Source organism: Nocardia aegles (assembly GCF_052545135.1).
In genome coordinates this window covers 66,008-88,992 of the sequence record NZ_JBQWRI010000009.1, presented here as the reverse complement: position 1 = coordinate 88,992, position 22,985 = coordinate 66,008, and the positions used below count along the sequence as shown (strand labels likewise).

The 22,985-nt window shown below is 65.3% G+C and carries 21 protein-coding genes and 1 pseudogene; 14 read left to right on the top strand and 8 right to left on the bottom strand.

All coding sequences use genetic code 11. The features are described from left to right. The first annotated feature begins 134 nt into the window (after nucleotides 1-134). The 8 genes from ACT89H_RS23090 to ACT89H_RS23055 are packed head-to-tail and all read left to right on the top strand — an operon-like array spanning nucleotide 135 to nucleotide 7,290. Complete coding sequence (locus ACT89H_RS23090; RefSeq protein WP_445110889.1) at nucleotides 135-1,307, top strand: aromatic ring-hydroxylating dioxygenase subunit alpha; 1,173 nt, start codon at nucleotides 135-137, stop codon at nucleotides 1,305-1,307. After that, nucleotides 1,304-1,642 (top strand): non-heme iron oxygenase ferredoxin subunit, encoded by a 339-nt coding sequence (locus ACT89H_RS23085; RefSeq protein WP_445110735.1) that lies wholly within the window; start codon nucleotides 1,304-1,306, stop codon nucleotides 1,640-1,642. Before ACT89H_RS23090 ends, ACT89H_RS23085 begins: the two co-directional genes overlap by 4 nt. Further along, nucleotides 1,639-2,853 carry an NAD(P)/FAD-dependent oxidoreductase gene (locus tag ACT89H_RS23080; RefSeq protein WP_445110734.1) on the top strand — a complete coding sequence of 405 codons (1,215 nt, stop codon included), beginning with the start codon at nucleotides 1,639-1,641 and terminating at the stop codon, nucleotides 2,851-2,853. The genes ACT89H_RS23085 and ACT89H_RS23080 overlap by 4 nt, the downstream gene beginning before the upstream one ends. Before the next feature lie 59 nt (nucleotides 2,854-2,912). After that, entirely contained in the window at nucleotides 2,913-3,476 is a 564-nt protein-coding gene (locus tag ACT89H_RS23075; RefSeq protein WP_445110733.1) for a 3-phenylpropionate/cinnamic acid dioxygenase subunit beta, read from the top strand. 25 nt (nucleotides 3,477-3,501) lie between these two features. Beyond that, nucleotides 3,502-4,389: an alpha/beta fold hydrolase gene (locus ACT89H_RS23070; RefSeq protein WP_445110732.1), complete on the top strand. Its 888-nt coding sequence runs from the start codon at nucleotides 3,502-3,504 to the stop codon at nucleotides 4,387-4,389. Next, nucleotides 4,386-5,219, top strand: a complete 834-nt coding sequence (locus tag ACT89H_RS23065) for an SDR family NAD(P)-dependent oxidoreductase (RefSeq protein WP_445110731.1) — start codon at nucleotides 4,386-4,388, stop codon at nucleotides 5,217-5,219. The genes ACT89H_RS23070 and ACT89H_RS23065 overlap by 4 nt, the downstream gene beginning before the upstream one ends. Before the next feature lie 29 nt (nucleotides 5,220-5,248). Further along, nucleotides 5,249-6,835: an acyl-CoA synthetase gene (locus tag ACT89H_RS23060; protein WP_445110730.1), complete on the top strand. Its 1,587-nt coding sequence runs from the start codon at nucleotides 5,249-5,251 to the stop codon at nucleotides 6,833-6,835. Next, on the top strand, nucleotides 6,832-7,290 hold the full coding sequence (locus tag ACT89H_RS23055; RefSeq protein ID WP_445110729.1) for a hypothetical protein: 459 nt from the start codon (nucleotides 6,832-6,834) through the stop codon (nucleotides 7,288-7,290). Before ACT89H_RS23060 ends, ACT89H_RS23055 begins: the two co-directional genes overlap by 4 nt. Before the next feature lie 79 nt (nucleotides 7,291-7,369). On the opposite strand, the gene ACT89H_RS23050 is transcribed toward ACT89H_RS23055, so the two are convergent. Next, the gene (locus ACT89H_RS23050) at nucleotides 7,370-7,963 is read right to left on the bottom strand and encodes a helix-turn-helix domain-containing protein (RefSeq protein WP_445110728.1); all 594 of its coding nucleotides are present in this window, start codon (nucleotides 7,961-7,963) and stop codon (nucleotides 7,370-7,372) included. Nucleotides 7,964-8,208: 245 nt separating this feature from the next. Between ACT89H_RS23050 and ACT89H_RS23045 the strand changes: the two genes are divergently transcribed. From ACT89H_RS23045 to ACT89H_RS23030, 4 genes and pseudogenes are all read left to right on the top strand, one after another. Further along, the gene (locus ACT89H_RS23045; protein WP_445110727.1) at nucleotides 8,209-8,982 is read left to right on the top strand and encodes an IclR family transcriptional regulator; all 774 of its coding nucleotides are present in this window, start codon (nucleotides 8,209-8,211) and stop codon (nucleotides 8,980-8,982) included. A 172-nt stretch (nucleotides 8,983-9,154) separates the two neighbouring features. Next, nucleotides 9,155-10,405, top strand: a pseudogene (locus tag ACT89H_RS23040) (aspartate aminotransferase family protein); the annotation flags it as partial. 99 nt (nucleotides 10,406-10,504) lie between these two features. Beyond that, on the top strand, nucleotides 10,505-11,950 hold the full coding sequence (gene styD / locus ACT89H_RS23035) for a phenylacetaldehyde dehydrogenase StyD (RefSeq protein WP_445110888.1): 1,446 nt from the start codon (nucleotides 10,505-10,507) through the stop codon (nucleotides 11,948-11,950). A gap of 71 nt (nucleotides 11,951-12,021) precedes the next feature. Next, on the top strand, nucleotides 12,022-12,639 hold the full coding sequence (locus tag ACT89H_RS23030) for a TetR/AcrR family transcriptional regulator (RefSeq protein WP_445110726.1): 618 nt from the start codon (nucleotides 12,022-12,024) through the stop codon (nucleotides 12,637-12,639). Nucleotides 12,640-12,810: 171 nt separating this feature from the next. On the opposite strand, the gene ACT89H_RS23025 is transcribed toward ACT89H_RS23030, so the two are convergent. The 3 genes from ACT89H_RS23025 to ACT89H_RS23015 all read right to left on the bottom strand — a co-directional run bounded on the left by ACT89H_RS23025 (nucleotide 12,811) and on the right by ACT89H_RS23015 (nucleotide 15,812). Further along, entirely contained in the window at nucleotides 12,811-14,064 is a 1,254-nt protein-coding gene (locus ACT89H_RS23025) for a benzoate/H(+) symporter BenE family transporter (RefSeq protein WP_445110725.1), read from the bottom strand. Nucleotides 14,065-14,237: 173 nt separating this feature from the next. Continuing rightward, nucleotides 14,238-15,455 carry an NAD(P)/FAD-dependent oxidoreductase gene (locus ACT89H_RS23020; RefSeq protein WP_445110724.1) on the bottom strand — a complete coding sequence of 406 codons (1,218 nt, stop codon included), beginning with the start codon at nucleotides 15,453-15,455 and terminating at the stop codon, nucleotides 14,238-14,240. 30 nt (nucleotides 15,456-15,485) lie between these two features. Next, on the bottom strand, nucleotides 15,486-15,812 hold the full coding sequence (locus tag ACT89H_RS23015) for a Rieske (2Fe-2S) protein (protein WP_445110723.1): 327 nt from the start codon (nucleotides 15,810-15,812) through the stop codon (nucleotides 15,486-15,488). A gap of 580 nt (nucleotides 15,813-16,392) precedes the next feature. Between ACT89H_RS23015 and ACT89H_RS23010 the strand changes: the two genes are divergently transcribed. Continuing rightward, nucleotides 16,393-17,622 carry an aromatic ring-hydroxylating oxygenase subunit alpha gene (locus tag ACT89H_RS23010; protein WP_445110722.1) on the top strand — a complete coding sequence of 410 codons (1,230 nt, stop codon included), beginning with the start codon at nucleotides 16,393-16,395 and terminating at the stop codon, nucleotides 17,620-17,622. An 8-nt stretch (nucleotides 17,623-17,630) separates the two neighbouring features. Next, complete coding sequence (locus ACT89H_RS23005) at nucleotides 17,631-18,245, top strand: aromatic-ring-hydroxylating dioxygenase subunit beta (protein WP_445110721.1); 615 nt, start codon at nucleotides 17,631-17,633, stop codon at nucleotides 18,243-18,245. A gap of 435 nt (nucleotides 18,246-18,680) precedes the next feature. Here ACT89H_RS23005 and ACT89H_RS23000 read toward each other — a convergent pair whose 3' ends face one another. The 4 genes from ACT89H_RS23000 to ACT89H_RS22985 all read right to left on the bottom strand — a co-directional run bounded on the left by ACT89H_RS23000 (nucleotide 18,681) and on the right by ACT89H_RS22985 (nucleotide 22,868). Then, the gene (locus ACT89H_RS23000) at nucleotides 18,681-19,820 is read right to left on the bottom strand and encodes an XdhC family protein (RefSeq protein WP_445110720.1); all 1,140 of its coding nucleotides are present in this window, start codon (nucleotides 19,818-19,820) and stop codon (nucleotides 18,681-18,683) included. A gap of 142 nt (nucleotides 19,821-19,962) precedes the next feature. After that, nucleotides 19,963-20,952, bottom strand: coding sequence for a cyclase family protein (locus ACT89H_RS22995; RefSeq protein WP_445110719.1), 990 nt, complete (start codon nucleotides 20,950-20,952; stop codon nucleotides 19,963-19,965). Nucleotides 20,953-20,994: 42 nt separating this feature from the next. Continuing rightward, the gene (locus ACT89H_RS22990; protein WP_445110718.1) at nucleotides 20,995-22,089 is read right to left on the bottom strand and encodes a CaiB/BaiF CoA transferase family protein; all 1,095 of its coding nucleotides are present in this window, start codon (nucleotides 22,087-22,089) and stop codon (nucleotides 20,995-20,997) included. Further along, nucleotides 22,086-22,868 (bottom strand): enoyl-CoA hydratase/isomerase family protein, encoded by a 783-nt coding sequence (locus ACT89H_RS22985; RefSeq protein ID WP_445110717.1) that lies wholly within the window; start codon nucleotides 22,866-22,868, stop codon nucleotides 22,086-22,088. The genes ACT89H_RS22990 and ACT89H_RS22985 overlap by 4 nt, the downstream gene beginning before the upstream one ends. Nucleotides 22,869-22,985: the final 117 nt, after the last annotated feature.

The window sequence follows — 22,985 nt, the reverse complement described above, 5'->3', positions numbered from 1 at the left end:
CGTGCGGTGCGCTGCGGCGTCCGGCGGATCTGGCCCGCGATATCGATGTCTCCGGGCTGGTCGATGCCGAAGGCGGCCTGCTGGACCGGGCGATCTTCACCGACGAACGGCTCTATCAGCAGGAGCTGCGCCGGGTGTTCGCCCCGAGCTGGCTGTTCCTGGCGCACATCGACCAGTTCCACAAGCCGGGTGACTTCTTCACCACCTATATGGGTGAGGACCCCGTCATCGTCACCATGGACAAGAACCGCCGGATCCGCGCCTACCTGAACTCCTGCCGCCACCGCGGCGCCCGGGTGTGCCGCGCCGACGTAGGGGCGACCCGCAACTTCACCTGCACCTACCACGGGTGGGCCTACGACCTGGACGGCAAGCTGGTATCCATCCCGAATCAGGACGGCTACCCGGCGTCGTTCGACACCAAGGACTGGGGCCTGGTCGAGGTGCCGAATATCGAGTCCTATCACGGCTTGATCTTCGGGACCTGGAATCCCCGGCCGGTCGCGCTGCGCGAGTACCTCGGGGATATGGCCTGGTACATGGACGCGATGCTCGATCACGACGAAGCCGGGACGGTCGTCGCGGGCGGCGTGCACAAGTGGGAGCTGGAGGGCAACTGGAAGCTCGCGGCCGAACAGTTCGCCACCGACTGGTACCACGTCAACATGAGCCACGCGTCGGCTCTGATGGTGCTGTCCCCCGACAAGAAACCCAAGACCGAGATCGTGCATCGCACCGGTCGCCAGTATGTCGATGCGAACGGGCACGGCGCCGGTTTCCCGGTGCATCCGCGCAACCGCTTCAACGCGCAGACAGTGCACGAGTGGACCGACTATGCCGCGCTGCGCGAACGCCTGGGTGACGCCCGGGTCGAAGGCCCGCTCACCGACGGCCACGCCACTGTTTTCCCGAACTTCTCCTACTTGCCGGTGATCGGCACGATCCGCGTCTGGCACCCCAAGGGCCCCGACCGCATGGAAGTGTGGGCGTGGACGATCGTCGACAAGTCCATGCCTCCGGAAGTGCGGGAAGCGCAACGGCTTTACAACCTGCGCACCTTCGGTCCCAGTGGCATCTTCGAGCAGGACGACGGCGAGAACTGGAGCGAGGTACAGGCCATCTCGCACGGGTTCATCACCAACCGCGTGCCGCTGAACTATCAGATGGGCTTGGGCTCCGAACGTGCGGACGGCCGCCACCCCGGCAAAACCAGCGAACTCTACAGCGACGCCGCGGGCCGTGCCTTCTACAACCGCTGGCGCGAGCTGATGAACACACCCGCGTGGCACGAAAAGGACAACCGATGAACACCACCGGCATTCGCGTCGCCGCTCTGGACGACATCCCCGTCGGCGAGGGCATCGCCATCGAAAAGTCCATCACCGGTACCGAGGACGACATCGCACTGCTGCGTGACGACGACGGCAGCGTCTACGCGCTCGATGACACCTGCACCCACGAGACCGCCTCGCTGGCCGAAGGCTGGGTGGAGGACGGATTCGTCGAATGCCCGATGCATTCGAGCCGGTTCTGCCTGAAAACCGGGGAAGTTCAGGGCCTTCCGGCGACGGTGAATGCCTGCCCGCACCGGGTCGAAGTGCGCGACGGCGAGGTCTTCCTGTTCCCCGGCCAGAAGCCGTGATCGGCGGCATCGCGATCGTCGGCGGAGGTATCGCCGGCGTCAGCACAGCGGCCGCGCTGCGCGGCGGCGGGTATCTCGGAGAACTCTTCCTGGTGGATGCGGGCAGGTTGCCCTACGACCGGCCACCGCTGTCGAAGGAGTTCCTCGCCGGGACCAAGGAACTCACCGACATCGCACTGCAGCCGCAGCGGTGGTACGACGACAACAAGATCCGCTTGATCAGCAACACGACCGCCATCGCGGTGCGACCGCACCTCGGCAGTGTCGAACTCGCCGACGGCACACTGCTTTCCGCGGACCGCGTGGTCCTCGCGACCGGAGGCCGCGCGGCGCGCCCCCCGATCCCCGGTAGCGACAGTTCCCGCGTGCACGTCCTGCGCACCGCCACCGACGCCGAACGGCTGCGCGCCGATCTGCGACCCGGCGCACGTGTTCTGGTCGTGGGTGCGGGACTGATCGGCGCGGAGGTCGCGTCGACGGCTGTCGATCTCGGCTGTGACGTGGTCCTGGTCGACCCGGTGCGGCCACCGTTGCTGGGCGCCGTCGGCGCGGAGATCGCCGCCTGGCTGCACGACATGCATGCCGAGCGTGGCATCGAGACCATCAGCGCCGGCGTGGAATCGATCGCGAGCATCGCATCCGGCATCCAGGTGCAGCTGACGAACGGCGCCGAACCGCGGCAATTCGACCTCGCCGTCTTGGGAGTCGGCATGGTCCCGGAGACCGCGCTCGCCGAGACAGCCGGGCTGGAGGTCGATCGAGGCATCGTTGTCGACCGCGGTCAGGTCACCTCCAACCCGGCCGTCCTGGCGGTCGGCGACACCACCCGCGTCCGCCGGGACGGCGTGCTGCTGCCGCGGACCGAGCATTGGGAAGCCGCCCAGCACGACGGACAGCGCGCCGCCGCGACCATCCTCGGCACCGCACCGCCCGCCGAGACCGCCGCCTGGTTCTGGACCGACCGGCATCACCTGCACGTAGAAGCGGTCGGCGACATGGCCGCCGCCGAAACCACCGTGCTGCGTGGCGGCCTGGGCGAACCACCGTTCGCCGCGTTCGGGCTGGTCGGCGACCGGGTGGTGGGAGCGGTCGGTGTCGGCGACTCCACCGCCATCCGCGCGGCCCGACGGCTGATCGATCGCGGCATCGCCGTCCGGGCGACCGCACTCGCCGATCCTGCCACCGACCTCCGCAAACTGTTGCGCGGCTGACGTGCCGCTCTACGGAACGACCCTTCGGCACCTTTCTTCAGAAGGGATGGAATGACACTGTGAGCACCACAACGCAGTCCGCCGCAACTCTGCGGGCCGACCGCGAGATCCACTTCGAGGTCGAGCAGTTCTACTACACCGAGGCCGAACTGCTCGACGACGGCCGCTTCACCGACTGGCTCGACCTGCTCGCCGACGACCTCGACTACTGGATGCCCACCCGCACCAACCGGCTACGCCGCCAGCAGGCGCTCTCGATCGCGGCGCGGGGCGAGGCCGCCTACTACGAGGAGACCAAAGAAAGCCTGACCTGGCGCATCCGGCGCTTCGACTCCGGCATGGCCTGGGCCGAAGATCCGCCCTCGCGCACCCGCCACCTGGTCACCAATGTCGTCGTACATCACGTAGACCCGGAAGAGCACGCCGGTTTCACGCCCGACGATCTGCTGGTGCGATCGGCGTTTCTGGTCTACCGCAACCGCCTCGAGCGTGAGGAGAACATCTTCGCCGGTAAGCGCACGGACGTCCTCCGCAGGAGCGAGGGCCGCCTGCAGGTCGCCCGCCGCACCATCCTGCTGGACCAGAACATCCTGCAGTCGAAGAACATCTCCACCTTCTTCTGACCCGACCTACGAGGGGAAACGACCCGTGTCCACCACCGACCTCGACAGTGCAGTGCACAACGACATCCGGCTCGACCATCACACCGTTACCACTGCTCTCGGTGAAATCAGCATCGCGGAGTGCGGCCAAGGGCCGGCACTGGTCATGCTGCACGGCGGCGGGCCGGGTGCATCCGGCATCAGCAACTATCACCAAAACCTCCCGGCCCTGGCCCAGCGATTCCGCGTGATCCTGCCCGACCAGCCAGGATTCGGCGCGAGCTACCGGCCCACCGAGGCCGACCTCGACGCCCGCTCGATCACCGAGATCACCATCGACGCCCTCGGCCAAGCCCTCGACGCGCTCGGCATCGAACGATTCCACCTCCTCGGCAACAGCCTCGGCGGCGCCGCCGCGATCGCGATGGCCCAGACCCAGCCGCGTCGCGTAGCCAAACTTGTGCTCATGGCGCCCGGCGGCGGCTGGCTGCCCTTCGGCCCCACCCCCACCGAAGGCCAGAAGGAGATGTTCCGCTACTACAACGGCGGCGGCCCCAGCGAGAAGAAGATGGCCAACTTCATCCGCACCATGGTCTTCGACCACAAACAGTTCGGCGAAGACGTCGTCAGAGCCCGCTACGAGGCATCCCTCGACGCCAGTCACATCGAGTTCTATCACCGCTACAACGCCGCCTTCGCCAAACGCCACGGCATGGACCCACTGTGGCGTGACCTGCACAAGATCACCGCACCCACCCTGCTGCTGTGGGGACGCGACGACCGCACCATCACCCTCGACGGCGCCCAGATCATGCTCAAGAACATCCGCGACGTCCAACTGCACGTCTTCGGCAACTGCGGACACTGGGTCCAGCTGGAACGAGCACGGGAATTCGAACGCCTGGTCACCGATTTCCTGGCGGAGCAGGCATGACCGGCTGGCTGCCGGGCTACGTCGCGCTGGTGACCGGCGGCGGATCGGGAATCGGCCGTGCCGTCGCCGAGCGATTCGTCAGCGAGGGTGCCTCGGTGGTGATTCTCGGACGCCGTCTGGACCAACTGAAGACCGTCGTCGAGAACTCGCCCGACCCGTCGCGCATGCACGCCGTGGAAGCCGATGTCCGATATTCCGACCAGGTACACGCGGCTGTCGCCGAAACCGTCCACCGCTTCGGAAAACTGGATACCTTGGTCGCCAACGCCGGTATCTGGGACTACCAGCGACAGCTGACCCGCCTGACCGCCGCGGAACTGTCCGACACCTTCGACGAGATCTTCGCGGTCAACGTGAAGGGGTACTTCCTGGCCGCCGAAGCGGCGTGGCGCGAACTGGTCAAGACCCGCGGAAGCATCGTGATGACGCTGTCCAACGCCTCCTTCTACGTCAACGGCGGCGGACCGGTGTACACCGCCAGCAAGCACGCCTGCCTCGGTTTGATGAAGGAACTCGCCTACGAGCTGGCGCCCAAGGTGCGCGTCAACGGTGTCGCCTGCGGCGGCATGAACACCGACCTGCGCGGCCCGGAGTCCCTCGCCCTGCAAACTCGTTCCCTCGCCGCGTCTTTCGCCAAGAAGAAGCCCGACAACCCGCCGCCTCCCATCCCGCTGCATGACGCCAGCACCGACCCTCGCGATTTCACCGCCTCGTATGTGCTGCTCGCGTCCCGGGAACAGAGCGGTCCCATTACCGGACAGGCCATCTCGGTCGACGGGGGAATAGGCGTGCGCGGCTTCGCGACCGCTGCCGGCGGCGATCATCTGTAGTAGCTCACGACCAGGATCCGAGGAAACCGATGAGCATAAACGCCCCCATTGGAGTGGCCGTCGACATCAACACCGCGGCCGCGGTCCAGCGGAGCGCGCGCTATCAACCCGACTCCGTGGCGATCCACTACACCGGTGGCGACCTCACCTACGCGCAACTCGACGACCGCGCCGCCCGGCTCGCCACGGTCCTGGCCGACCGCGGCATCGGAGCGGGCGATCGGGTCGCCTACGTCGGCCTCAACAGTCCCGCCTTCCTCATCACCCTCTTCGCCACTTTCCGTCTCGGCGCCATCTTCGTGCCGGTCAACTTTCGGCTGGCCGGCCCGGAGCTGAAGGCGGTACTGCACAGCAGCGGTGCCGTTGGCATCGTCTGCGAGGAAGGCCATCGGGCCGCCGTCGACGCGGTACGCGACGCGACCGCGCTACGGCACTTCCTGCTCATCGATGACGACTCGTCGGTGCCTGCACCCGCGGACGTGCCCGCAGGATGGGAGTTCTGGGCCCCGCTGCTGGATGCGGCGGCACCTTCCTCCGTCCTCGCGGCGCGCGCGTTCGACGACCCCGGCATTCTCATGTTCACCTCCGGCACCACCGGACTGCCCAAGGGAGTGATCCTCACCCACGGGAACATCTGGTGGAACGGCATCAACGTCGACTCCCGGCTGGATACCCGTCGCACCGACGTCACCCACGGCGTCGCCCCCCTGTTTCACATCGGCGGACTCAACGCGCTGCTGTTACGTACCTTGGCCCGCGGCGGCACCGCGGTGGTGCGTCGCGGATTCGAACCGCAGCAATTCCTCCAGGATCTCGTCGAGTTCCGCGTCAACTCGTTCTTCGCGGTACCCGCGATGCTCGCCGCGCTTGCCCGCGTCCCCGGCGTCTTCGACTCCGATCTGTCGAGTGTGCACAGCATCGTCGTGGCCGGCGCACCGGTGCCGCCCTCGCTCATCCGTCTCTACGCCGAGCACGGGATCGTGCTGCAGCAAGCATGGGGGCTCACCGAAACCGCCCCGTTCTCCACCCACCTCCCCGTCGAGCGCACCCTCGACAAGCTCGGTTCGGCCGGAATCCCCATGCCCTATACCGAAGTCCGTGTGGTCGATCCGAGCACAAACCGCCCCGTGGAACCGGGAACCAGCGGCGAAGTCGTGGTGCGCGGACCGAACGTCACCCCGGGCTACTGGAACAATCCGGAGGCGACCCGCACAGCGTTCGACGACGAGGGCTGGTTCCACTCCGGAGATATCGGCTACCTCGACCCGGATGGCTACCTCTACATCGTGGACCGGCTCAAGGACATGATCATCAGCGGCGGCGAGAACATCTATCCGGCCGAGGTGGAGAACGCTCTCGCCGATCTCCCCGGTCTGGTGGATGTGGCCGTGGTCGGCGCCCCCGACGAGCAGTGGGGTGAAACTGTGGTCGCCGTGCTCTGTCTCGCGGACGGGGGCACGACCACACTGGACGACGTGCGGGAGCACGCCGCCCAAAAATTGGCACGCTACAAGCTGCCGCGGCAGCTGACGATCCTCGACGCCATGCCGCGCAACGCGTCCGGCAAACTCGACAAGATCAATATCCGCCGTATCGTCACCGACGGTCTCCGATGACCGCCCCGCCGATTCCACCGCTCACTCTTCCAGCACCGTGGACTTATGCCATCAGTGCGCGTACCCGCACTACGACGAGGCTCACCCTCGGTCGTCCTGGCGACCGAAAGAGCACCGTCGAATTGCAACGATGCTGTACCGGCCGGCTCGCGCGCAGCTATCCGGCCAACACGCACGACATCGAGATCCGGACCGCGGGCGACCTTTCCGGGCCGGAGCTGACCGATGTTCTCGCCGTACTCGTCCACGCCATCCTGCAAGCCGATAAAGCCTGTCGCCGAATCGTTTTCGCGGCGACGGCGGGTGACCAGGCCACCATCGCCGCCGCCGAGGCCGCCGATTTTCGCCCCGTCGTGGACGTGGATCTCCCCGATGCGGAACTGACCCTGCTGATCGCCGAGCCGAACTGGGTGACGGCCCTCGACCGAAAGCTGGACCACGTACCCGGTACCTGAAATCGGTCCCCGAATGCCGGGTCACCCCTGACCAACTCCGTAGACCCAGGAGCGGCATTCGAGCCGATGTCGCCGTTCCTCACGGTGGGCCGAACTGCCGCACCTGGGGCACCGTAGTCACCATGTGAGCGACCACCCGCTCGCTGAGACACACATACCGATGGGGTATGTCGCCGGGAAACCGCACGAAATCGCCACCTGCCAAGTCGACCGAGTCGTTCACCGGCCCGGTGCGTAGCTTTCCGGTGACGACGTACAGATGATGCAGCGTGCCGGGCGCGTGCGGCTCCACGATCTCGCGCTGGGCACCGGTGCGCTCGAGCCGCAGGATCAGGGTGCGCACGTACCCCGAACCGTAGACCTCGTCGAGCAGCCGCTCCGACCGATCCGCGTCCTCGTTCCATCGACCTTCGGCAGCGCGCTGTACGTAGACCGGGGTACCCCATTCGGTCAGCAAACGTCGCGCCGACACATCGAGGGCGCCGCCGAGCAACGCCAACGTCTCCACCGTCGGGTTACCCATGCCTTGCTCGATCTTCGACAGGGTCTGCTTCGAGAGTCCGGAACGCCGCGCCAGCTCGCCGAGCGACATGCCCCGCTCCTGCCGATAGCGGCGCACGTTTCGCGCCACGAGCTCGTTCTCGTTCGGCCGACCGTCACTTTTGATGAGCATAGTGTCATTCAACGTAGCGACAGCTTTCCGCACTCGCTCACGTCCGCATAATGGCGGATCGGCCCAGAACGCCGGAAATCCAGGCCGGATACGACGGAACCCACGCTGAAAGGGTCGTCGGCCCAGCGGCCAGGTGTCACTTTTAATGTACATGTCGTCACGTTGACTAGAGTACCCGCAGCTCGGATGATTGCACTCAGAGTTCCGTCCAGTAAGAAACTCTTACGGTCCGGAAAGGAGTCCGCATGACCACTTCTGTTGCCGAACCGGTGCGCGACGACCGAGCAGCCGTCGACAAAGCAATCAGCCTTCTGATCGCGCTGGCCGAGCAGGCGAGCACCGGCGTCGGCGTCAGTGAGCTCGCTCGCCGCACCGGCCTCAGCAAGTCCACCGCCTTTCGCGTACTGGGCCTGCTCGAGCGCAACGGCGTGGTCGAACGCGTCGGCACGGCTTACCGGCTGGGAGCCCGCCTCCATCAACTCGGCCGGGCCGTCTACTCGCCGGAACATGAACGGCTGCGCGACCTCTTACTACCGTTTCTCACCGATCTCTATGAACTCACCCGCCACACTGTGCACCTTGGCGTACTGCACGGTACCGACGTGGTGTATCTGGCCAAACTCTACGGCCATCACACCACCGCGGCACCATCCCGAATCGGGGGACGTCTGCCCGCCCATAGCACCGCGATCGGCAAGATTCTCTTGGCCTACCAGCCCACCGCCGCACACTTCGCACTGCCCGAACCGCTTCCCGCGTTGACCACACACACGATCACCGACCCGAAGTACCTCATCGAGGAACTGGCGGCCACCCGCCGAACCGGCCTCGCCATCGACCGACAGGAAAGCCGAATCGGCCTGACGTGCCTGGCGGGTCCGATTCTGGACCGCCGCGGCCGCGCTGTCGCGGCCTTTTCCGTTTCCGGCGCGCACGGCCGGCTCGACTCGCCCAGACTCGGCCCCATTCTTCGACAGGTCTGCGCCTCCGCGTCGCGAGCCATCCCCCGCGCCGACTGATCGCGGGCGCAGCACCGCGGCAAATAGACGAGACCTGCCGCGGCACCGACGCGACAAGAGCCGCGATTCTCACCGCAGGCGGCGATGCAACACGCCCCGCATCTATCTGTACTTACAGTGAAGAAGGTGTACTCTTAGTTCAAATATTTTCCTCGGTCGACCAGGAGACGTCATGAACACCGCCACCAAGTGGACAGCGAGGGCTCTGATGGCCCGCCGGAAGGCCACGCTCGGACCACACTCGCCCACGTTCTATGACGAACCACTGCACGTATCGACCGGGCAAGGCGTGTGGCTGCGCGGCACGGACGGTACCGAATACCTGGACGCGTACAACAATGTGCCACATGTCGGGCACTGCAATCCCGTCGTCGTCCGGGCGATCGCCGAACAAGCGGCACGACTCAACGTGAATACCCGCTACCTGCACGATTCCGTTGTGGAATATGCCGAGGCGCTGCTTTCGACCTTCGCCCCGCGGCTGGACAAGGTGCTGTTCACCAACAGCGGATCCGAGTCCAACGAGCTCGCCCTGCGCATCGCCCGGCAGCACACGGGTAACACCGGAATCCTCGTCACGGACTTCAGCTACCACGGCAACACCATCAGCCTGGCCGAGATCACCACAGGTCTCCAGGTCAAGGAACAGCTCGGCGCCCATGTCCGGGCCCTGCGAGTTCCCGATCTCGACGCCGACGATCGGCCGGCGGATCTCGTGCTGAACGACGCCTTACGCCAGGTCGAGGCGGCACTGGCCTCGTTGCGGGACGCGGGCCACGGTGTCGCCGCCTTCTTGTTCGACCCGCTCTTCTCGACCGAGGGGCTGCTTCGTACGCCGCCGGGCTACGTCGAAGCGGTCGCGGCCATGGTCCGGGCAGCCGGCGGCGTGATCATCGCCGATGAGGTGCAGTCCGGGCTGGGCCGTTCGGGATCGCACTTCTGGGGGCACGAACTCTTCGACATCGCACCAGAACTGGTCACCATGGGCAAACCCCTCGGGAACGGCCATCCGATCGGTGGCGTTGTGACCACGACCGAGCTGTTGGACGAATTCGGGTCCGAAAACCTCTACTTCAACACATTCGCCGGTAATCCCGTCTCGGCAGCGGCGGGTATCGCGGTCTTGGGTGAGATGGCCGACCGCGAGTTGCAGAGCAACGCGCTGGCTGTCGGTGGCCGCGCGCGCGAACTCCTGCAGAAGCTCGTCGAACACCGGCCGCAGGTCAAGACGGTACGAGGAACAGGCCTGTTCTTCGGTCTCGAATTCGTCGACGCGGATGGACGGCCGGACGGCGCACAGGCCAAGTGGATCGTCGAGGATATGCGGCGCAAGGGGGTGCTGATCAGCAAGATCGGCCGCAACGACAATGTGCTCAAGATCCGCCCGCCGCTGGTCTTCGAACACGAGCATGTCGATCTCCTCATCGATCGTCTCGGCACCAGCCTCGATGAACTGGAGACCATCGAAACGCACCCGACATCCCGGGCAGTTCCCGTCACGACAGGCGGACGTTCGACCGCGGTGCCGAGTTTGCCCCCCACCGGGCTTTTCATCGATGGCACCTGGCGCTCCACGGTCAGCACCTTCGACAATGTGAACCCCGCGGACGGGACACTGATCGCTCCCATCGCAGCGGGTGACGAGACCGCGGTGGACGAGGCGGTCCGTGCGGCCCGCCGTGCTTTCGACGGGCCTTGGTCAGGGGTCCCCGGCGCCGAACGGGGCAGGCTACTCAACCGGCTCGCCGGCCTGATCGAGCGGGATGCCGACCGGCTGGCACGTCTCGAGGCACTCGACGTCGGCAAACCGGTGACGCACGCCGCCGCGCTCGACATACCCAACGCAATCGCGACTTTCCGCCATTTCGGCGGGTGGGCCGACAAGATCCAGGGCAGCTCCGTGCCGACCGCCGGCTACCAGGGACACCCGACACACTCCTATACCGTGCGGGAACCGATCGGCGTGATCGCCGCGATCATCCCCTGGAATACGCCGCTGATGATCGCCGCGTGGAAGCTCGCGCCGGCGCTGGCCGCGGGCAACACACTGGTCGTCAAACCCGCTGAGGATGCTCCACTGTCGGTGCTACACCTGGCCGCGCTGATCGACGAAGCCGGGTTCCCGCCCGGTGTCGTCAACGTCGTCCCAGGACTCGGCACCGTCGCCGGAGCCGCGCTGGTGCGTCACCCAGGTGTCGACAAGATCAGTTTCACCGGCTCGCCCGCGGTCGGTCGCGAAGTCCAGAAGGTCGCGGCCGACTCCTTCAAACGGGTCACCCTGGAACTCGGCGGCAAGAGCCCGCACATCGTGCTCCCGGACGCCGATATCGATGCGGCGGTCCAGGGTATCGCGATGGGTTTGTTTTTCAACCAGGGCGAAGTATGCGCTGCCGGTACCCGGATCCTCGTGCACCGCTCGCTCTACGAGCGCGTGGTCAAGGCTCTGGGCGAGGTGGCGCGGGCACAGGTGGTCGGCGATCCTTTCGACCCCGCTACGACAATGGGCGCGCTGGTCAGCCGGAAACACTGGGAGCGGGTCCTCGGCTACATCGAGCGAGGTAAAGCCGAAGGCGGGCGGCTCGTCGCCGGCGGTGGCCGTCCGCGAGCCAACGGCTTCTTCGTCGAGCCCACGATCTTCGCGGACGTCAGCAATGACGCCACCATCGCTCGGGAAGAGATCTTCGGCCCGGTCGGAACCGTCATCGCGTTCGATGACGCCGAGGAAGCGATCCGCATCGCCAACGACACGGAATACGGACTCGCCGCCACGATCTGGACCCGGGATGTGAGCCTCGCCCATCGGCTCGCCGCTCAGGTACGTGCAGGTGCGGTCTGGGTCAACGGCTGGGGTGCCATCGACCCCGCCCTGCCGTGGGGCGGCATGAAGGCCAGCGGCATCGGCCGGGAGCTGGGCTGGAGTGGCATCCTCGCCAACACCGAAGAAAAGGTTGTCACCATTGTCCTCTGACGGATACCACTTGTCCTAACGGGTATCGTCAGAATCTCGGATCATCAACGTTGTATCGAAGGAGTTGGGTCGTGGCTGCGAAGGCGACATCGGACGAGCGCCCGGCGCGAATGTCGCTGCGGGAGCGGAACAGGCTCAGGACACGCCGGGAGCTGCTCGACGCGGCTCTCGAGGTGTTCGCCGAGTCCGGATACGGCTCTGCGGTCGTTGAGAACATCGCAGCCCGAGCCGGCGCCTCCAAGGTCACGGTCTACACCTACTTTCCGCAAGGCCGTGAAGAGTTGTTCCGGGAGCTCTACGAGGAGATCAACGACGAGTTGATCGAGAAGGTCTCCGCCGTCTTCACCGGCGACGGCGACCTCACCTCCCGCGTGCTCGCGGTGACGGAAGTGATACTGGAGGTCGCCCGACGGCCACTGGTCGGCCGCTTCTATTCGATCGACGATCCCGTATTGGATGAAGCGCTCGCTCCCGTGCGCGGCCACGCCTCCCAGGTGTGCGCGGAATTCATCTCCGAGGAACTCGCGGCCGCGCAGAAGGCGGGCACCGTCAAGACCAAGGCCTCACCGAGAGCGATCGGCGAGTTGCTGGTGGGGGCGATGCGCTCAGCCCTGACCGAAGTGGCTCGTGAGCGCGCTGATTCCGCGGATATCCTCGAGGCGATGAAGGCTCTCGTCAGCGGCCTGTGAACCGGCCCGGCCTTCGGCCTTATCCGCATCCGTCAGTTCACGAGTAAACGATGTGTGGGCAGCGGCGTCCTGACCAATGGGCGCCGCTGCCACCGCAGTGCGGTATCGAAACGTGCCGCCGCGACCGTGCGATCATTCCGCAAACGTTGTCGCGGCGGCACTGCCATTCTGTCAGTCCGTGTCGACCAGACGGGCTGTCAGAACTCCGATCACAAGACCCCAGAACGCCGCGCTGATCCCGGCGAAATTGTGTCCCGCGATCGTCACGAGAAACGCGACGAGCGCACCAGTGCTCGCCACACCGGAGAACGCCGCCGTGAACGCGCCTTTCAGCGCGGCGAGCATCGCCAGCCCCGCCAGTGCGGCGATGAACGCGGCGGGCAGGGCCAACACCACGCCCACCGAGATTCCAGCGAAGAGTCCTACTGCGATGGCCAGTACCCCGCAGACGATTCCGGCGGTGTACTGACGCTCCCGCTCCCCGGACGCGGTGAGCAGCGCGTTGCTCGGACCCGTCAGGCAGGTCGACACCGCCCCCACCGCAGCATTGAGCGCCGACCACAATCCGCAGAACACCGTGGCCGCGGTGATCGGCACCCGATGCCCCGCGGCCTCGAGCACCACGATCCCCTGGCCGTTCTGTACCACGATCACCGTTACCGCCAGCGGGATGACGAGTTCGGTCATTGCGGCGATGCTGAATTCCGGCGCTGTGAACACCGGCGCGACCACCGGACTCAGGCCGGTGGTGACGGCGGTGAGGTCACCGGAGAGAACAACTATCGCTGCGCCCATCAGCAGCGCTCCCAGTACCGGCGGCATGATCGCGCCGATGCGCTGGGACCAGGACAGGAACACGAAAACCGCGATCATCGGTGCGGCAATCACGGCTGCCTTGGTGACCGAGTCGATGAGGCCGACGCCGAACTGCACGAAGACTCCCGCCACCATCGCCATGACCACGGGCGTGGGAAGCAGGTTCATCACCCGGGAAACGGCTCCGGACAGACCGAGGATCAGGATCAGTGCGGCGGTAACCAAATAGGCTCCGACGACCTGCGCCCACGGCAGATGTGTGAGCGCCTCACCCACCAGAACGGTGCCAGGAATCGTCCACATGAACGCCAGCGGGCGCCGGTAGGTCCACGAGGCGGCCACGGTCAGCAAGCCGTTCAGGAGGAATGCGCCCAGGATCCAGGAGGCCAGTTGTGCAGCGCTGAGACCTCCGCGCTGCGCGGCGGTAACGATCACCGCCAGCGGGCCGGTGCAGGAGAAAATGATCGCGATCAGCCCGTTGGCGGCGGTGCGCGGCGTGAGATCACGCAGAACCTGCCGCGGGGACGGGACCGGCTGCTCCGGCCGCCACGAGTCGGCCCGAACGCTTTCGACACTCTCGGCCCGCACCACCGCGGTTCGGTCGCTCATCGCAGTCCGCCCGGAGTGAGGTCGCCGGGTGCGGCAGTTCGGTCGAGTAGCTCGATCATGGGTTCCTTCGGAAACGACTGGCCAGTAAAGCTTCACCATGTCAGTCGGTCGCCGCGGTCACACCGGGCAAATACCCAGTGCTGACCTAGGTTCGGGGCTGCACGACCTGCCGGTCAGCCATCGAGTTTTCTCAGATCGACGCTTTCATCGGCGAGCTGAGCCGACACAAGGCATTGCTTCGAGGCGATGTACTTCGTTGTCCGCTTCACATCCCGGGGGCGATTGACCGCCACCACCGCACGCAGCGATTTCTCGCGCAGGAAGAAGGCACTGAATGAATCGGATCTGGGGTCCCCCCGGTAGACGATCGCATCTGTGGGATCGGGTTGTCCCGCCATTTGTATGTTGATGTCGTACTGGTCGGACCAGAACCAGGGAACGTCGTTGTACGCCTGCGGCTTCCCGAGCATCGACTTCGCGGCCGCGGCCGCCTGCTTTCGCGCGTTCTCCCAACTCTCGAGGCGGACCCGATTCCCCAGGATCGCGTTCGGGTGGTTCGCTACGTCACCCGCCGCGTAGATACCCGGCACCGAGGTTTCACAGAACTCGTTGACCAGAATTCCGTTACCGACGTCGACGCCGGCACCTTCGGCCAGCTCGGTCGCGGGGTTGATGCCCACTCCGACGACAACCGTGGATGCGTCGATTCGCTCGCCGTCGCTCGTCCACACAGCACTGACGCTTCCGTTGCCCTCGATCCGTTCCACCGTGACCTTCGTCTTGATGCGGACTCCGCGGTCACGGTGGATGTCGGTCAGGATGCCGCCGAGTTCCTCTCCGAGCACCCGCCACAACGGCACCCGCTCCGACTCCACCATGGTGACTTCGGCCCCAGCGAGTCGTGCGCACGCGGCGACCTCCGCCCCGATGAACCCGCCTCCGATAACCACCACGGGCGCACCGCCCGTCAGTCGATCACGCACACTGAGGGCGTCCTCGATCGTCCGCAGGTACTCGACCCCGTCGAGCTCCGCCCCCGGCAGAGGCAGCCGCCGAACACGACCGCCGGTGCACAAGAGCACCTTGCCGGCCTCGAGGAAGCTGCCATCGGAGAGCTCGAGCCGGCGCGACGAACGGTGGATCCGAGTCACCGTCGTGCCGAGTCGGAGTTCGACGCCCTGCTCGGCCCACGCCTCTTCGTTCTGGAGGTAGGTCTGCCTCGGCTCGTAGTCCCCGAGCAGCAACTCCTTCGAGAGTGCCGGACGCTCGTATGGCGGATGCGGCTCCGAGCCGATCAAGTGGATCTCGCCTTCGAAGCCCTCTTTACGAAGAGTTTGGGCAGCACGGCCACCCGCGAGATTCGCGCCCACGATGGCGACGCTATCGCTCATTTCCCTCACCTGGTGATTTCGATCCCGCGACTAGCCGGCGGGGCCGACGACAATGTCATCGCCGATGACCTTGACGGCATATACGTCAACCGGATCCTCAGCGGGCTCGTCGTCCGGGGTCCCGTCGACCAAGCTGAACTTGCTGTCGTGCAGCGGACACTGCACCGCCATCTCGTCGGAGCAGAGTTCACCATCGCTCAAGCGAGTGGCGAAATGGGTACAGACATCGTTGATCGCGTAGTAATCACCGCCGATACGAGCCAGGCATATTTTGAGGCCCGCCACTTCGACGCCGATCATCTCGCCCTCCGGCAGATCGTCCTTGCTCGCCACCTTGTTCCACTCGGTAAGGGACATTCGACCGGGACCTTCCAACTCGCCATTCCGCTTGAAGCACATCGAACACACCCATATCGCGAAGCCGGGCGTCTCAGGACACCCCACCTGCAATTGAGGCTGATAGTTTCCTATACAGGACACGATGTTTAACAGAGAAGACTACTCGTGACATGTCGCCCCGTCAACGATGCCCCGAGTCACTACTCCTGGCCGCGCGACGAGGCGTCGGCCAAGCCGATCCCGCCGTGCCGCCGACGGCTAAGCCGCGCCCGCGCCACATGACCGGGAGCACCGGAGTCGACCCTGCCGCACTCGAGGGGTGCCACAAACCGGGGCGGCGGCCACGATCGAGGGCCGGCCGTAGACCACCCGCACCGCAGGTCGAACCACTTTCCGACCCCGCGCACCGATATCCGATCCGCCCGACCGGGCAAAGTGCTCGTTGACCAGAGTGATGCACACCACTAGTCTCTTCTAGGCAACACAACGTCCTGAATAGAGGACTACGCGCGGGACGTCACTGGATGCCCACGCGAGCCGTCTCGACCGCTACAGCACGCGGTCCTTCCGGACATCACGCCCATAGTCGGAGGAAGACATGACGACCGTTGGTCAGCCGACCGGTTCATTCACACGATACGTAGATCATGAGAATGGACTCATCAGTCGCGCGGTCTATTCGGATCCAGAGCTGTACAAAATGGAGCTCGAACGGATCTTCGCGAGATCGTGGCTCTTCATGTGCCACGAGAGTCAGATCGCGAAACCCGGCGATTTCTTCCAGACCTACATGGGCGAAGCCAAGGTACTCGTGACGCGCGCGCGGGACATGTCCATCCAGGTGCTGCTCAACACCTGCATGCACAGAGGAAATTCTGTGTGCAAGGCGGACTCGGGCAACGCCAAGACATTCATGTGCACCTACCACGGCTGGACTTACAACCTGGAAGGGAAGCTGGTCGGGGTCCCCGGGGCAAAGAAGCTCTACAACGGAGATTTCGACAAGGAAGCCTGGAGCCTACGGCGAGCCGCGCATGTCGACAGTTACCGCGGTTTCGTCTTCGCGACTCTCGACCCCGCGGCACCCACTCTCGACGAATTTCTGGGCGCGCCGGGTAAGTTCATCATCGATCGGCTCGCCGGCCGCGGCGAGATGAAGGTCCGCCCCGGGATCATCAAGCATCGCATGCGAACCAACTGGAAGGTTGCCGTCGAGAACGACCAGGACTACTACCATCCAGCGATCACGCACGCCTCGTATGTCACCCAGCTCGGAACGTCGGTCGACGAGATCAACAACATGTTCTGGGCTCAGGAAGGGCGAATCATCCTGGGCGAGTACGGCCATGTCGCCGACAGTCTGACCGAATACGATCATTCCAGTATCTTCCCGCACATGACGCTGTTCACGTCGTCCTTGCAGATCTTGGAAATCCGTCACCCCAAAGGCCCGATGGAGACGGAGAACTGGTACTTCTGCTTCACGGATGAAAACGCGTCTGCCGAGGAAAAAGAAGCCGCGCGCATGAACCAGCTGCGACGGGTGGGACCGGCCGGCCTGGTGGAGCAGGACGACGGCGAGAACTTCGAGCTGAGCACCCGAGGCACGGCCACCGCGGCAGTGCGTGATTCGTGGTTGAACTTCAGCATGGGTCTCGGGCTCGGCGAGATGGTCGACGATCCGCAACTGGGTTTCCCAGTCATGAAGTCGCCTTTCACGACCGACGCCTACGTCCGCTGGTCGCGCCGTGCCTGGGTGGACTGGATGAACGCGGCGGACTGGCCCAGCTTGATCGACAACCACGCCCGACCCGGAGAGGCCCGGTAACCGAAGCCATGTCTACCGCTGCGCAGAACAACACGACCGAGTTCCCGAAACCACTCCTGGACCAGGAGACCGGACTCGGGTCGACCGCTTCCCACGATTTCACGCCTCGGTTCCGGCTGACCTCCGCGGACGAGCAACACGAGATCGAGCAGTTCTACTACTACGAGGCAGCACTGCTGGATTCGCACAAGTTCACCACTTGGGTGGAATTGTTCACCGACGACTGTCGCTATTTCGTGCCGATCAGGCAGACGCGACTGACGGGCCAGCTCGACGAAGAGTTCAGCAAACCCGGCGAGATGGCGTTCTTCGAAGACGACAAGGAATTGCTGAGGCTCCGGGCGCACAAGCTGGAAAGCGAATATGCGTGGGGCGAGAACCCCCCGGGCCGGACCAGGCATTTCATCGCCAATGTTCGTGTCGTCGCACGCGATGGCGATTCCCTCGATACCAGCTGCAACTTCTACTTCTATCGCGGTACCTACGAACGCCATTCCGACTGGTGGGTCGGGCGCCGGGACGACCATCTCGTGCGGGACAACGGTGAACTGAGGATCGCCAACCGGACGGTACTGCTCGACCACACGGTGATCCTTTCCCAGAACATGAGTCACTTTTTCTGAGCAGTAACCACCATTGCAGCCCGCGCATTCGGTGCCGACCGGCACACGGCATTCTGTGCTGACCGGCGCACACGCCCCGAAGCCGCAGGGCATCTCGAATAAAGCACGGCCGGATCTGCTGGCGGTCACCGCCTTCCGAAGCAGATCCGGTCGGGCAGTCCCGGTCGGGCAAACCCACAGAACGACCGGAAGGTGAATACGCGGCAACACAGCGCGGCGAGTTCGTCATCGCTCGCGCAGGCGCACTCCGGTAGACCCACCAGGTGGGTCTACCGGGGTGCCCTGAACCGGCGGGTGCATGGTTTCGCCGGGAGGCCCGCGGCTGACGAGAGCAGCCGAAACAACCCGAATCCGTTCGCACCGGGCAGCTGGACCAGCACCCGGTCTCCCGGCAGACATGCCCGCGACGCGAGACTCGTAGCCCGATCGACCAGGTCACACCGCTGCCATGAATGGCGGTGCCGAGTCGGATACACCCGGACCGGCGTGAATCGCGGCATCGCCTTCCTTGAGCGGCCGACCTGATCTCCCCTCCCGGGCGCAGATGATCTCGGCGGCGATGGAGACAGCGGTTTCGAACGGAGTCCGGCCACCGATGTCGAGGCCGATCGGTGCGTGCAAACGCGAGAGTTCGACATCGGTCAGGCCGCGTTCGCGCAATTCGCTCTCGCGGCGGCTGGTGGCGCGCCGCGATCCCATAGCACCGATGTACGCGGCCGGTAGCCGCAGCGCCTTCTCGAGCAGCGGGATGTCGAACTTCGTGTCGTGGGTCAGCAGGCACAGCACGGTACGTCCATCGACCGCCACCGAGTCGAGGTACCGGTGTGGCCAGTCGATGACGATCTCGTCGGCGTCGGGGAATCGAGCCCGGGTGGCAAACCGCGGCCGAGCGTCGCACAGGGTGACGAAGTATCCGAGCATCTTGCCGATCTGGACGAGCGAACTCGCGAAATCGATCGCGCCGAACACGATCATGTGTGGCTTGGGGGCGAAGGTGCGCACGAACAGCGTCACCTCCTCCAGGCAGTCCTGTTCCGGCCCTCCGCATCGGACCACACTGTCGGTGCCGGTGTGTAGCACGCCGGCGATCTGCGTGAGCACTGCGCGATCCAGCTCTGCCGACCCGAGGGTGCCCTCGAGCGTGTCGTTCGCGAGAAATATGTGGCGTCCGATGGAAACACTCCCCGCGATGACCGTTGCCATCGCGGTCGGTGTACGGGTGTCCGCTGAACGACGCAGCGCCTTCAGGTAGGTTCCCCACTCGTGTGACGCCCGTTCGACGAACACCTCGATGGATCCGCCACAGGTGAGGCCGACCGCGAACGCGTCGTCGTCGGAGACACCGAACCGCTGGTGGGCCGGGATCCCGGTGCGCAAGACCGATTCGGCCAGCTCCACAACGGCTGCTTCGACGCACCCGCCGGAGATACTGCCCACCACCTCCCCGGTGGCCGACACCGCCATGACCGCACCGGGGCTTCGTGGCGCACTCGAAAAAGTACGGACCACGGTCGCGACGGCGAACGGCACCTCGCCATCGTGCCAAGCGATCAGCTGGTCGGCGATCTCGCGCATCTCGGAACTCCTGACGGCCGATGGGTCATAACTGTTGTGCGGCAGCAGAACGCCTTACGGAATACTGCCGCGCGAATCGGCTCCCGACGACGCGCATCCGGCCGAGGCTGCCACGGGACTCCGGACGGCCGGCCTCGTCGGGTCAGCCGACGGATTCGTCCGAGAGGCTCGCACCCGCGCGGAGCGGGAAAGCCAGCGGACGCATCGGCGAGGCAGTCGCGCCGCGCAATCGCAGGCCGGCTCCTACCATGACGAACTCCCAGAGCCGAGCCGCGGCAATTTCCTCGAGATAGGCGTTCTCCATGATCGGAATGCCGCACTCACCCAGGAGGTACGTGTGCACGGGGTGCCAATTGGCCGGGTCGACACTCGGCATCACCTCGAGAGCGACATTGTCGGCACCGATGATCATGGCGCCTGCCTCTGCGAGGAGGGCGGCGGCTTCCCGATCGAGGCCCGCCTCGTTGTGCAGATAGCGTGACCCGTCATGCCAGAGCTGCATGCGCCCGGTCCGGATAAGGACGACGTCTCCGAGACGAATCTGCGATCCCTGTCGCTCGATGACCGACGCGAGCTCGTCCGCGGTGATCCGATGGGAATCGGGCAGGACGTCCACACCGGCCGCGGCGGCGACATCGAGCAGGACACCGCGGGCGATCACCGGCGGCAACTGCTCGGCGCCGTTCTTCAGCCAGTGACGGCTGCCGAGGTCTCGGTCGGCACGAACCTCGTTCCAGACCATCCCGTCCAGGCCGAAGTGGTTGAGCGCGTCGAGGTGCGTACCCGTGTGGGTGTACATCGTGATGCAGTCGCCGGAGTACGTCACGTGTTGGTTCTGCGTTTCACCGACACCGAGAACATTTTCGTTGACGCTGCCCTGCGGGGTATGGGACATCCAGATCTGGTAGGTCGGATCGCCGAGACCGGCCCAGGACGGCATCCCGACGTGGTAGTCGACGGAGAGGTCGTACATCGTGGTCGGGTCGACGGCCGCCCAGGCGGCGGCCCGGGTCTCGTCGGTCATCAGGTTGAGCATCCCGATTTCGTCGTCGGGCCCGAACGGGCTGCGACTGACCTTGCCCGGCGTCACTGTCCGCGCCGCGACTTTTTCCACTACATCTTGCCCTTGCACGTTTACTCCTCTGGTTGGACTGAACGGGCCGACGCCCTCTGGTCACGCCCCCAGGCGCGGTGGCGGCACCAAGTACTGTGCTGGGGTCCGCGCCATACGAAGGGGGTTGCGGGTCAGTTCGATCCCGCCGACATCGACGGTCGGTTCCAGTCCCAATGACCGTGCGTAGTCGAATGCTTTGGCGATGTCGTTCACCGGTCCGGCGGGTACGCCCGCGTCGTTGAGCCGCTGTGCCCACTTCACCGCACCGTCGCCGGACAGCCGTGTCACCAACTCCGCGCGCAGGTCGTCTCGGTGTGCTACCCGCGCGGTATTGGACACGAATCGTGCGTCGTCGACGAGCTCCAGGGCATCGAGCACTTCACACATCGCTTGGAACTGCTTGTCGTTGCCGACCGCGACCGCAAGTTCACCGTCGCCGGTCGGCAGCGTCTCGTACGGTGCGATCGAGGGGTGCTGGTTGCCCATGCGTCGCGGCACGACCCCGGCCGCGGTGTACCCGGTCGCCTGATTGGTGAGGGCCGCCAACGCACAGCTCAGCAAGTCGACTTCGACGCGTTGTCCCTCGCCCGTGCGCTCACGATGACGTACGGCCGCCACAACTCCGAGAGCAGCGAAAAGCCCCGTGATCACGTCGATCAGCGCTACGCCGACCTTCTGCGGCTCCCCATCGGGAGCGCCGGTGATGCTCATCAAGCCACCCACGGCCTGAACGATGAGGTCGTAACCCGGCAGATCAGCACCCGCACCAGACCCGAACGCGCTGATCGAGCAATAGATCAAATCCGGACGACGTTCGACGAGTTCTTCGTAGCCGAGACCGAGACGGTCCATCACCCCGGGGCGGAAGTTCTCAACGACGATGCCACTCTCCACGGCGAGGTCCTGGGCGCGCCATCGTCCTACCTGGCTGGTCAGATCCAGTACCAGGCTGTGTTTGTTCCGGTTGACGCCGAGGAAATAGGTGGCACTGCCATCCTCCGCGTACGGCGGACCCCACGATCGCGTGTCGTCCCCGCCACCCGGTCGTTCGATCTTCACGACTTCGGCACCCAAGTCCGCCAGCAGCATCGTCGCCAGCGGGCCGGCCAGGATGCGCGAGAAATCGGCGATGCGTAGTCCGCTCAGCGCTGTCATCGGCCCGTGAACTCCCCTGGCCGCTTCGCCGCGAACGCTCGGTATGCCTCCACCGAGTCGCTGGTCGTACGGACGACTCCCATGTGCGACGAGATCAGATCCAGGCTGGTCCGGAAGTCCAGCCGCTGCGATTGGTAGGTCGCGCGTTTGATCATGCGCAGCGCCACCGGAGGTTTGGCTGCCAACCGGCCCGCCAGCTCGTAGGTCGCGTCCATGAGCTCATCCGGGTCGTGGACCGAATTGAGCATGCCCAGCTGTTCGGCACGCTCGGCGGTGATCATGTCACCGGTCCACAGCAACTCCAGTGCGCGTGGCATGCCGATCAATCGTGGGAGTAGCCAGCATCCGCCGTCACCGGGAACGAGACCGACGTTGACGTAGGACATCGCCATGCGCGCCTGAGTGGAGGCCAGGCGCAGGTCGCACATGAGCGCCATGTCCAGCCCGGCGCCCATGGCGTCACCATTGACAGCGGCGATGACCGGCTTGTCCACGGACTCCAGGGCGAGCGGAACGCGATGAATGTGCTCGGTCAGGTCCTGCTTGAATTCGAGCGAGCTCCGGTCGTGGTTCTCGACCCAGGACAGGTCGATACCGGAACAGAATCCGCGACCTTCGCCGGTGACGACGATGACCCGCACCCGCGAGTCGGCTTGGGCCTCGATCAATCGTTCCGCCCATGCGTCGACCATGGGCAGGGTGAACGCATTGCGTTTCTCGGGACGATTGAGTCGAATCGTGGCCACGTGATCGGTGACGTCGTACTCGAGATCGCTCATGGAAATTGCGGGTTCCTTATCAGGGTGTGTAGTGGTGCCGAGTCCGCGCGGCGGTGTCGCCAGGCCATCTGCGGCGGGTTGCTCCGGGCAGCGAGGCCGGCAGTTTTGCGGATGGCG

Coding starts and splice junctions, on each gene's coding strand:
- ACT89H_RS22985 (WP_445110717.1), bottom strand. CDS start 22,868: ATGAGCGATCTCGAGTACGACGTCACCGATCACGTGGCCACGATTCGA.
- ACT89H_RS23015 (WP_445110723.1), bottom strand. CDS start 15,812: ATGTCCCTTACCGAGTGGAACAAGGTGGCGAGCAAGGACGATCTGCCG.
- ACT89H_RS23065 (WP_445110731.1), top strand. CDS start 4,386: ATGACCGGCTGGCTGCCGGGCTACGTCGCGCTGGTGACCGGCGGCGGA.
- ACT89H_RS23000 (WP_445110720.1), bottom strand. CDS start 19,820: ATGCGCGAGATCGCCGACCAGCTGATCGCTTGGCACGATGGCGAGGTG.
- ACT89H_RS22990 (WP_445110718.1), bottom strand. CDS start 22,089: ATGACAGCGCTGAGCGGACTACGCATCGCCGATTTCTCGCGCATCCTG.
- ACT89H_RS23020 (WP_445110724.1), bottom strand. CDS start 15,455: ATGAGCGATAGCGTCGCCATCGTGGGCGCGAATCTCGCGGGTGGCCGT.
- ACT89H_RS23060 (WP_445110730.1), top strand. CDS start 5,249: ATGAGCATAAACGCCCCCATTGGAGTGGCCGTCGACATCAACACCGCG.
- ACT89H_RS23005 (WP_445110721.1), top strand. CDS start 17,631: ATGTCTACCGCTGCGCAGAACAACACGACCGAGTTCCCGAAACCACTC.
- ACT89H_RS23025 (WP_445110725.1), bottom strand. CDS start 14,064: ATGAGCGACCGAACCGCGGTGGTGCGGGCCGAGAGTGTCGAAAGCGTT.
- ACT89H_RS23050 (WP_445110728.1), bottom strand. CDS start 7,963: ATGCTCATCAAAAGTGACGGTCGGCCGAACGAGAACGAGCTCGTGGCG.
- ACT89H_RS23045 (WP_445110727.1), top strand. CDS start 8,209: ATGACCACTTCTGTTGCCGAACCGGTGCGCGACGACCGAGCAGCCGTC.
- ACT89H_RS23055 (WP_445110729.1), top strand. CDS start 6,832: ATGACCGCCCCGCCGATTCCACCGCTCACTCTTCCAGCACCGTGGACT.
- ACT89H_RS23010 (WP_445110722.1), top strand. CDS start 16,393: ATGACGACCGTTGGTCAGCCGACCGGTTCATTCACACGATACGTAGAT.
- ACT89H_RS23085 (WP_445110735.1), top strand. CDS start 1,304: ATGAACACCACCGGCATTCGCGTCGCCGCTCTGGACGACATCCCCGTC.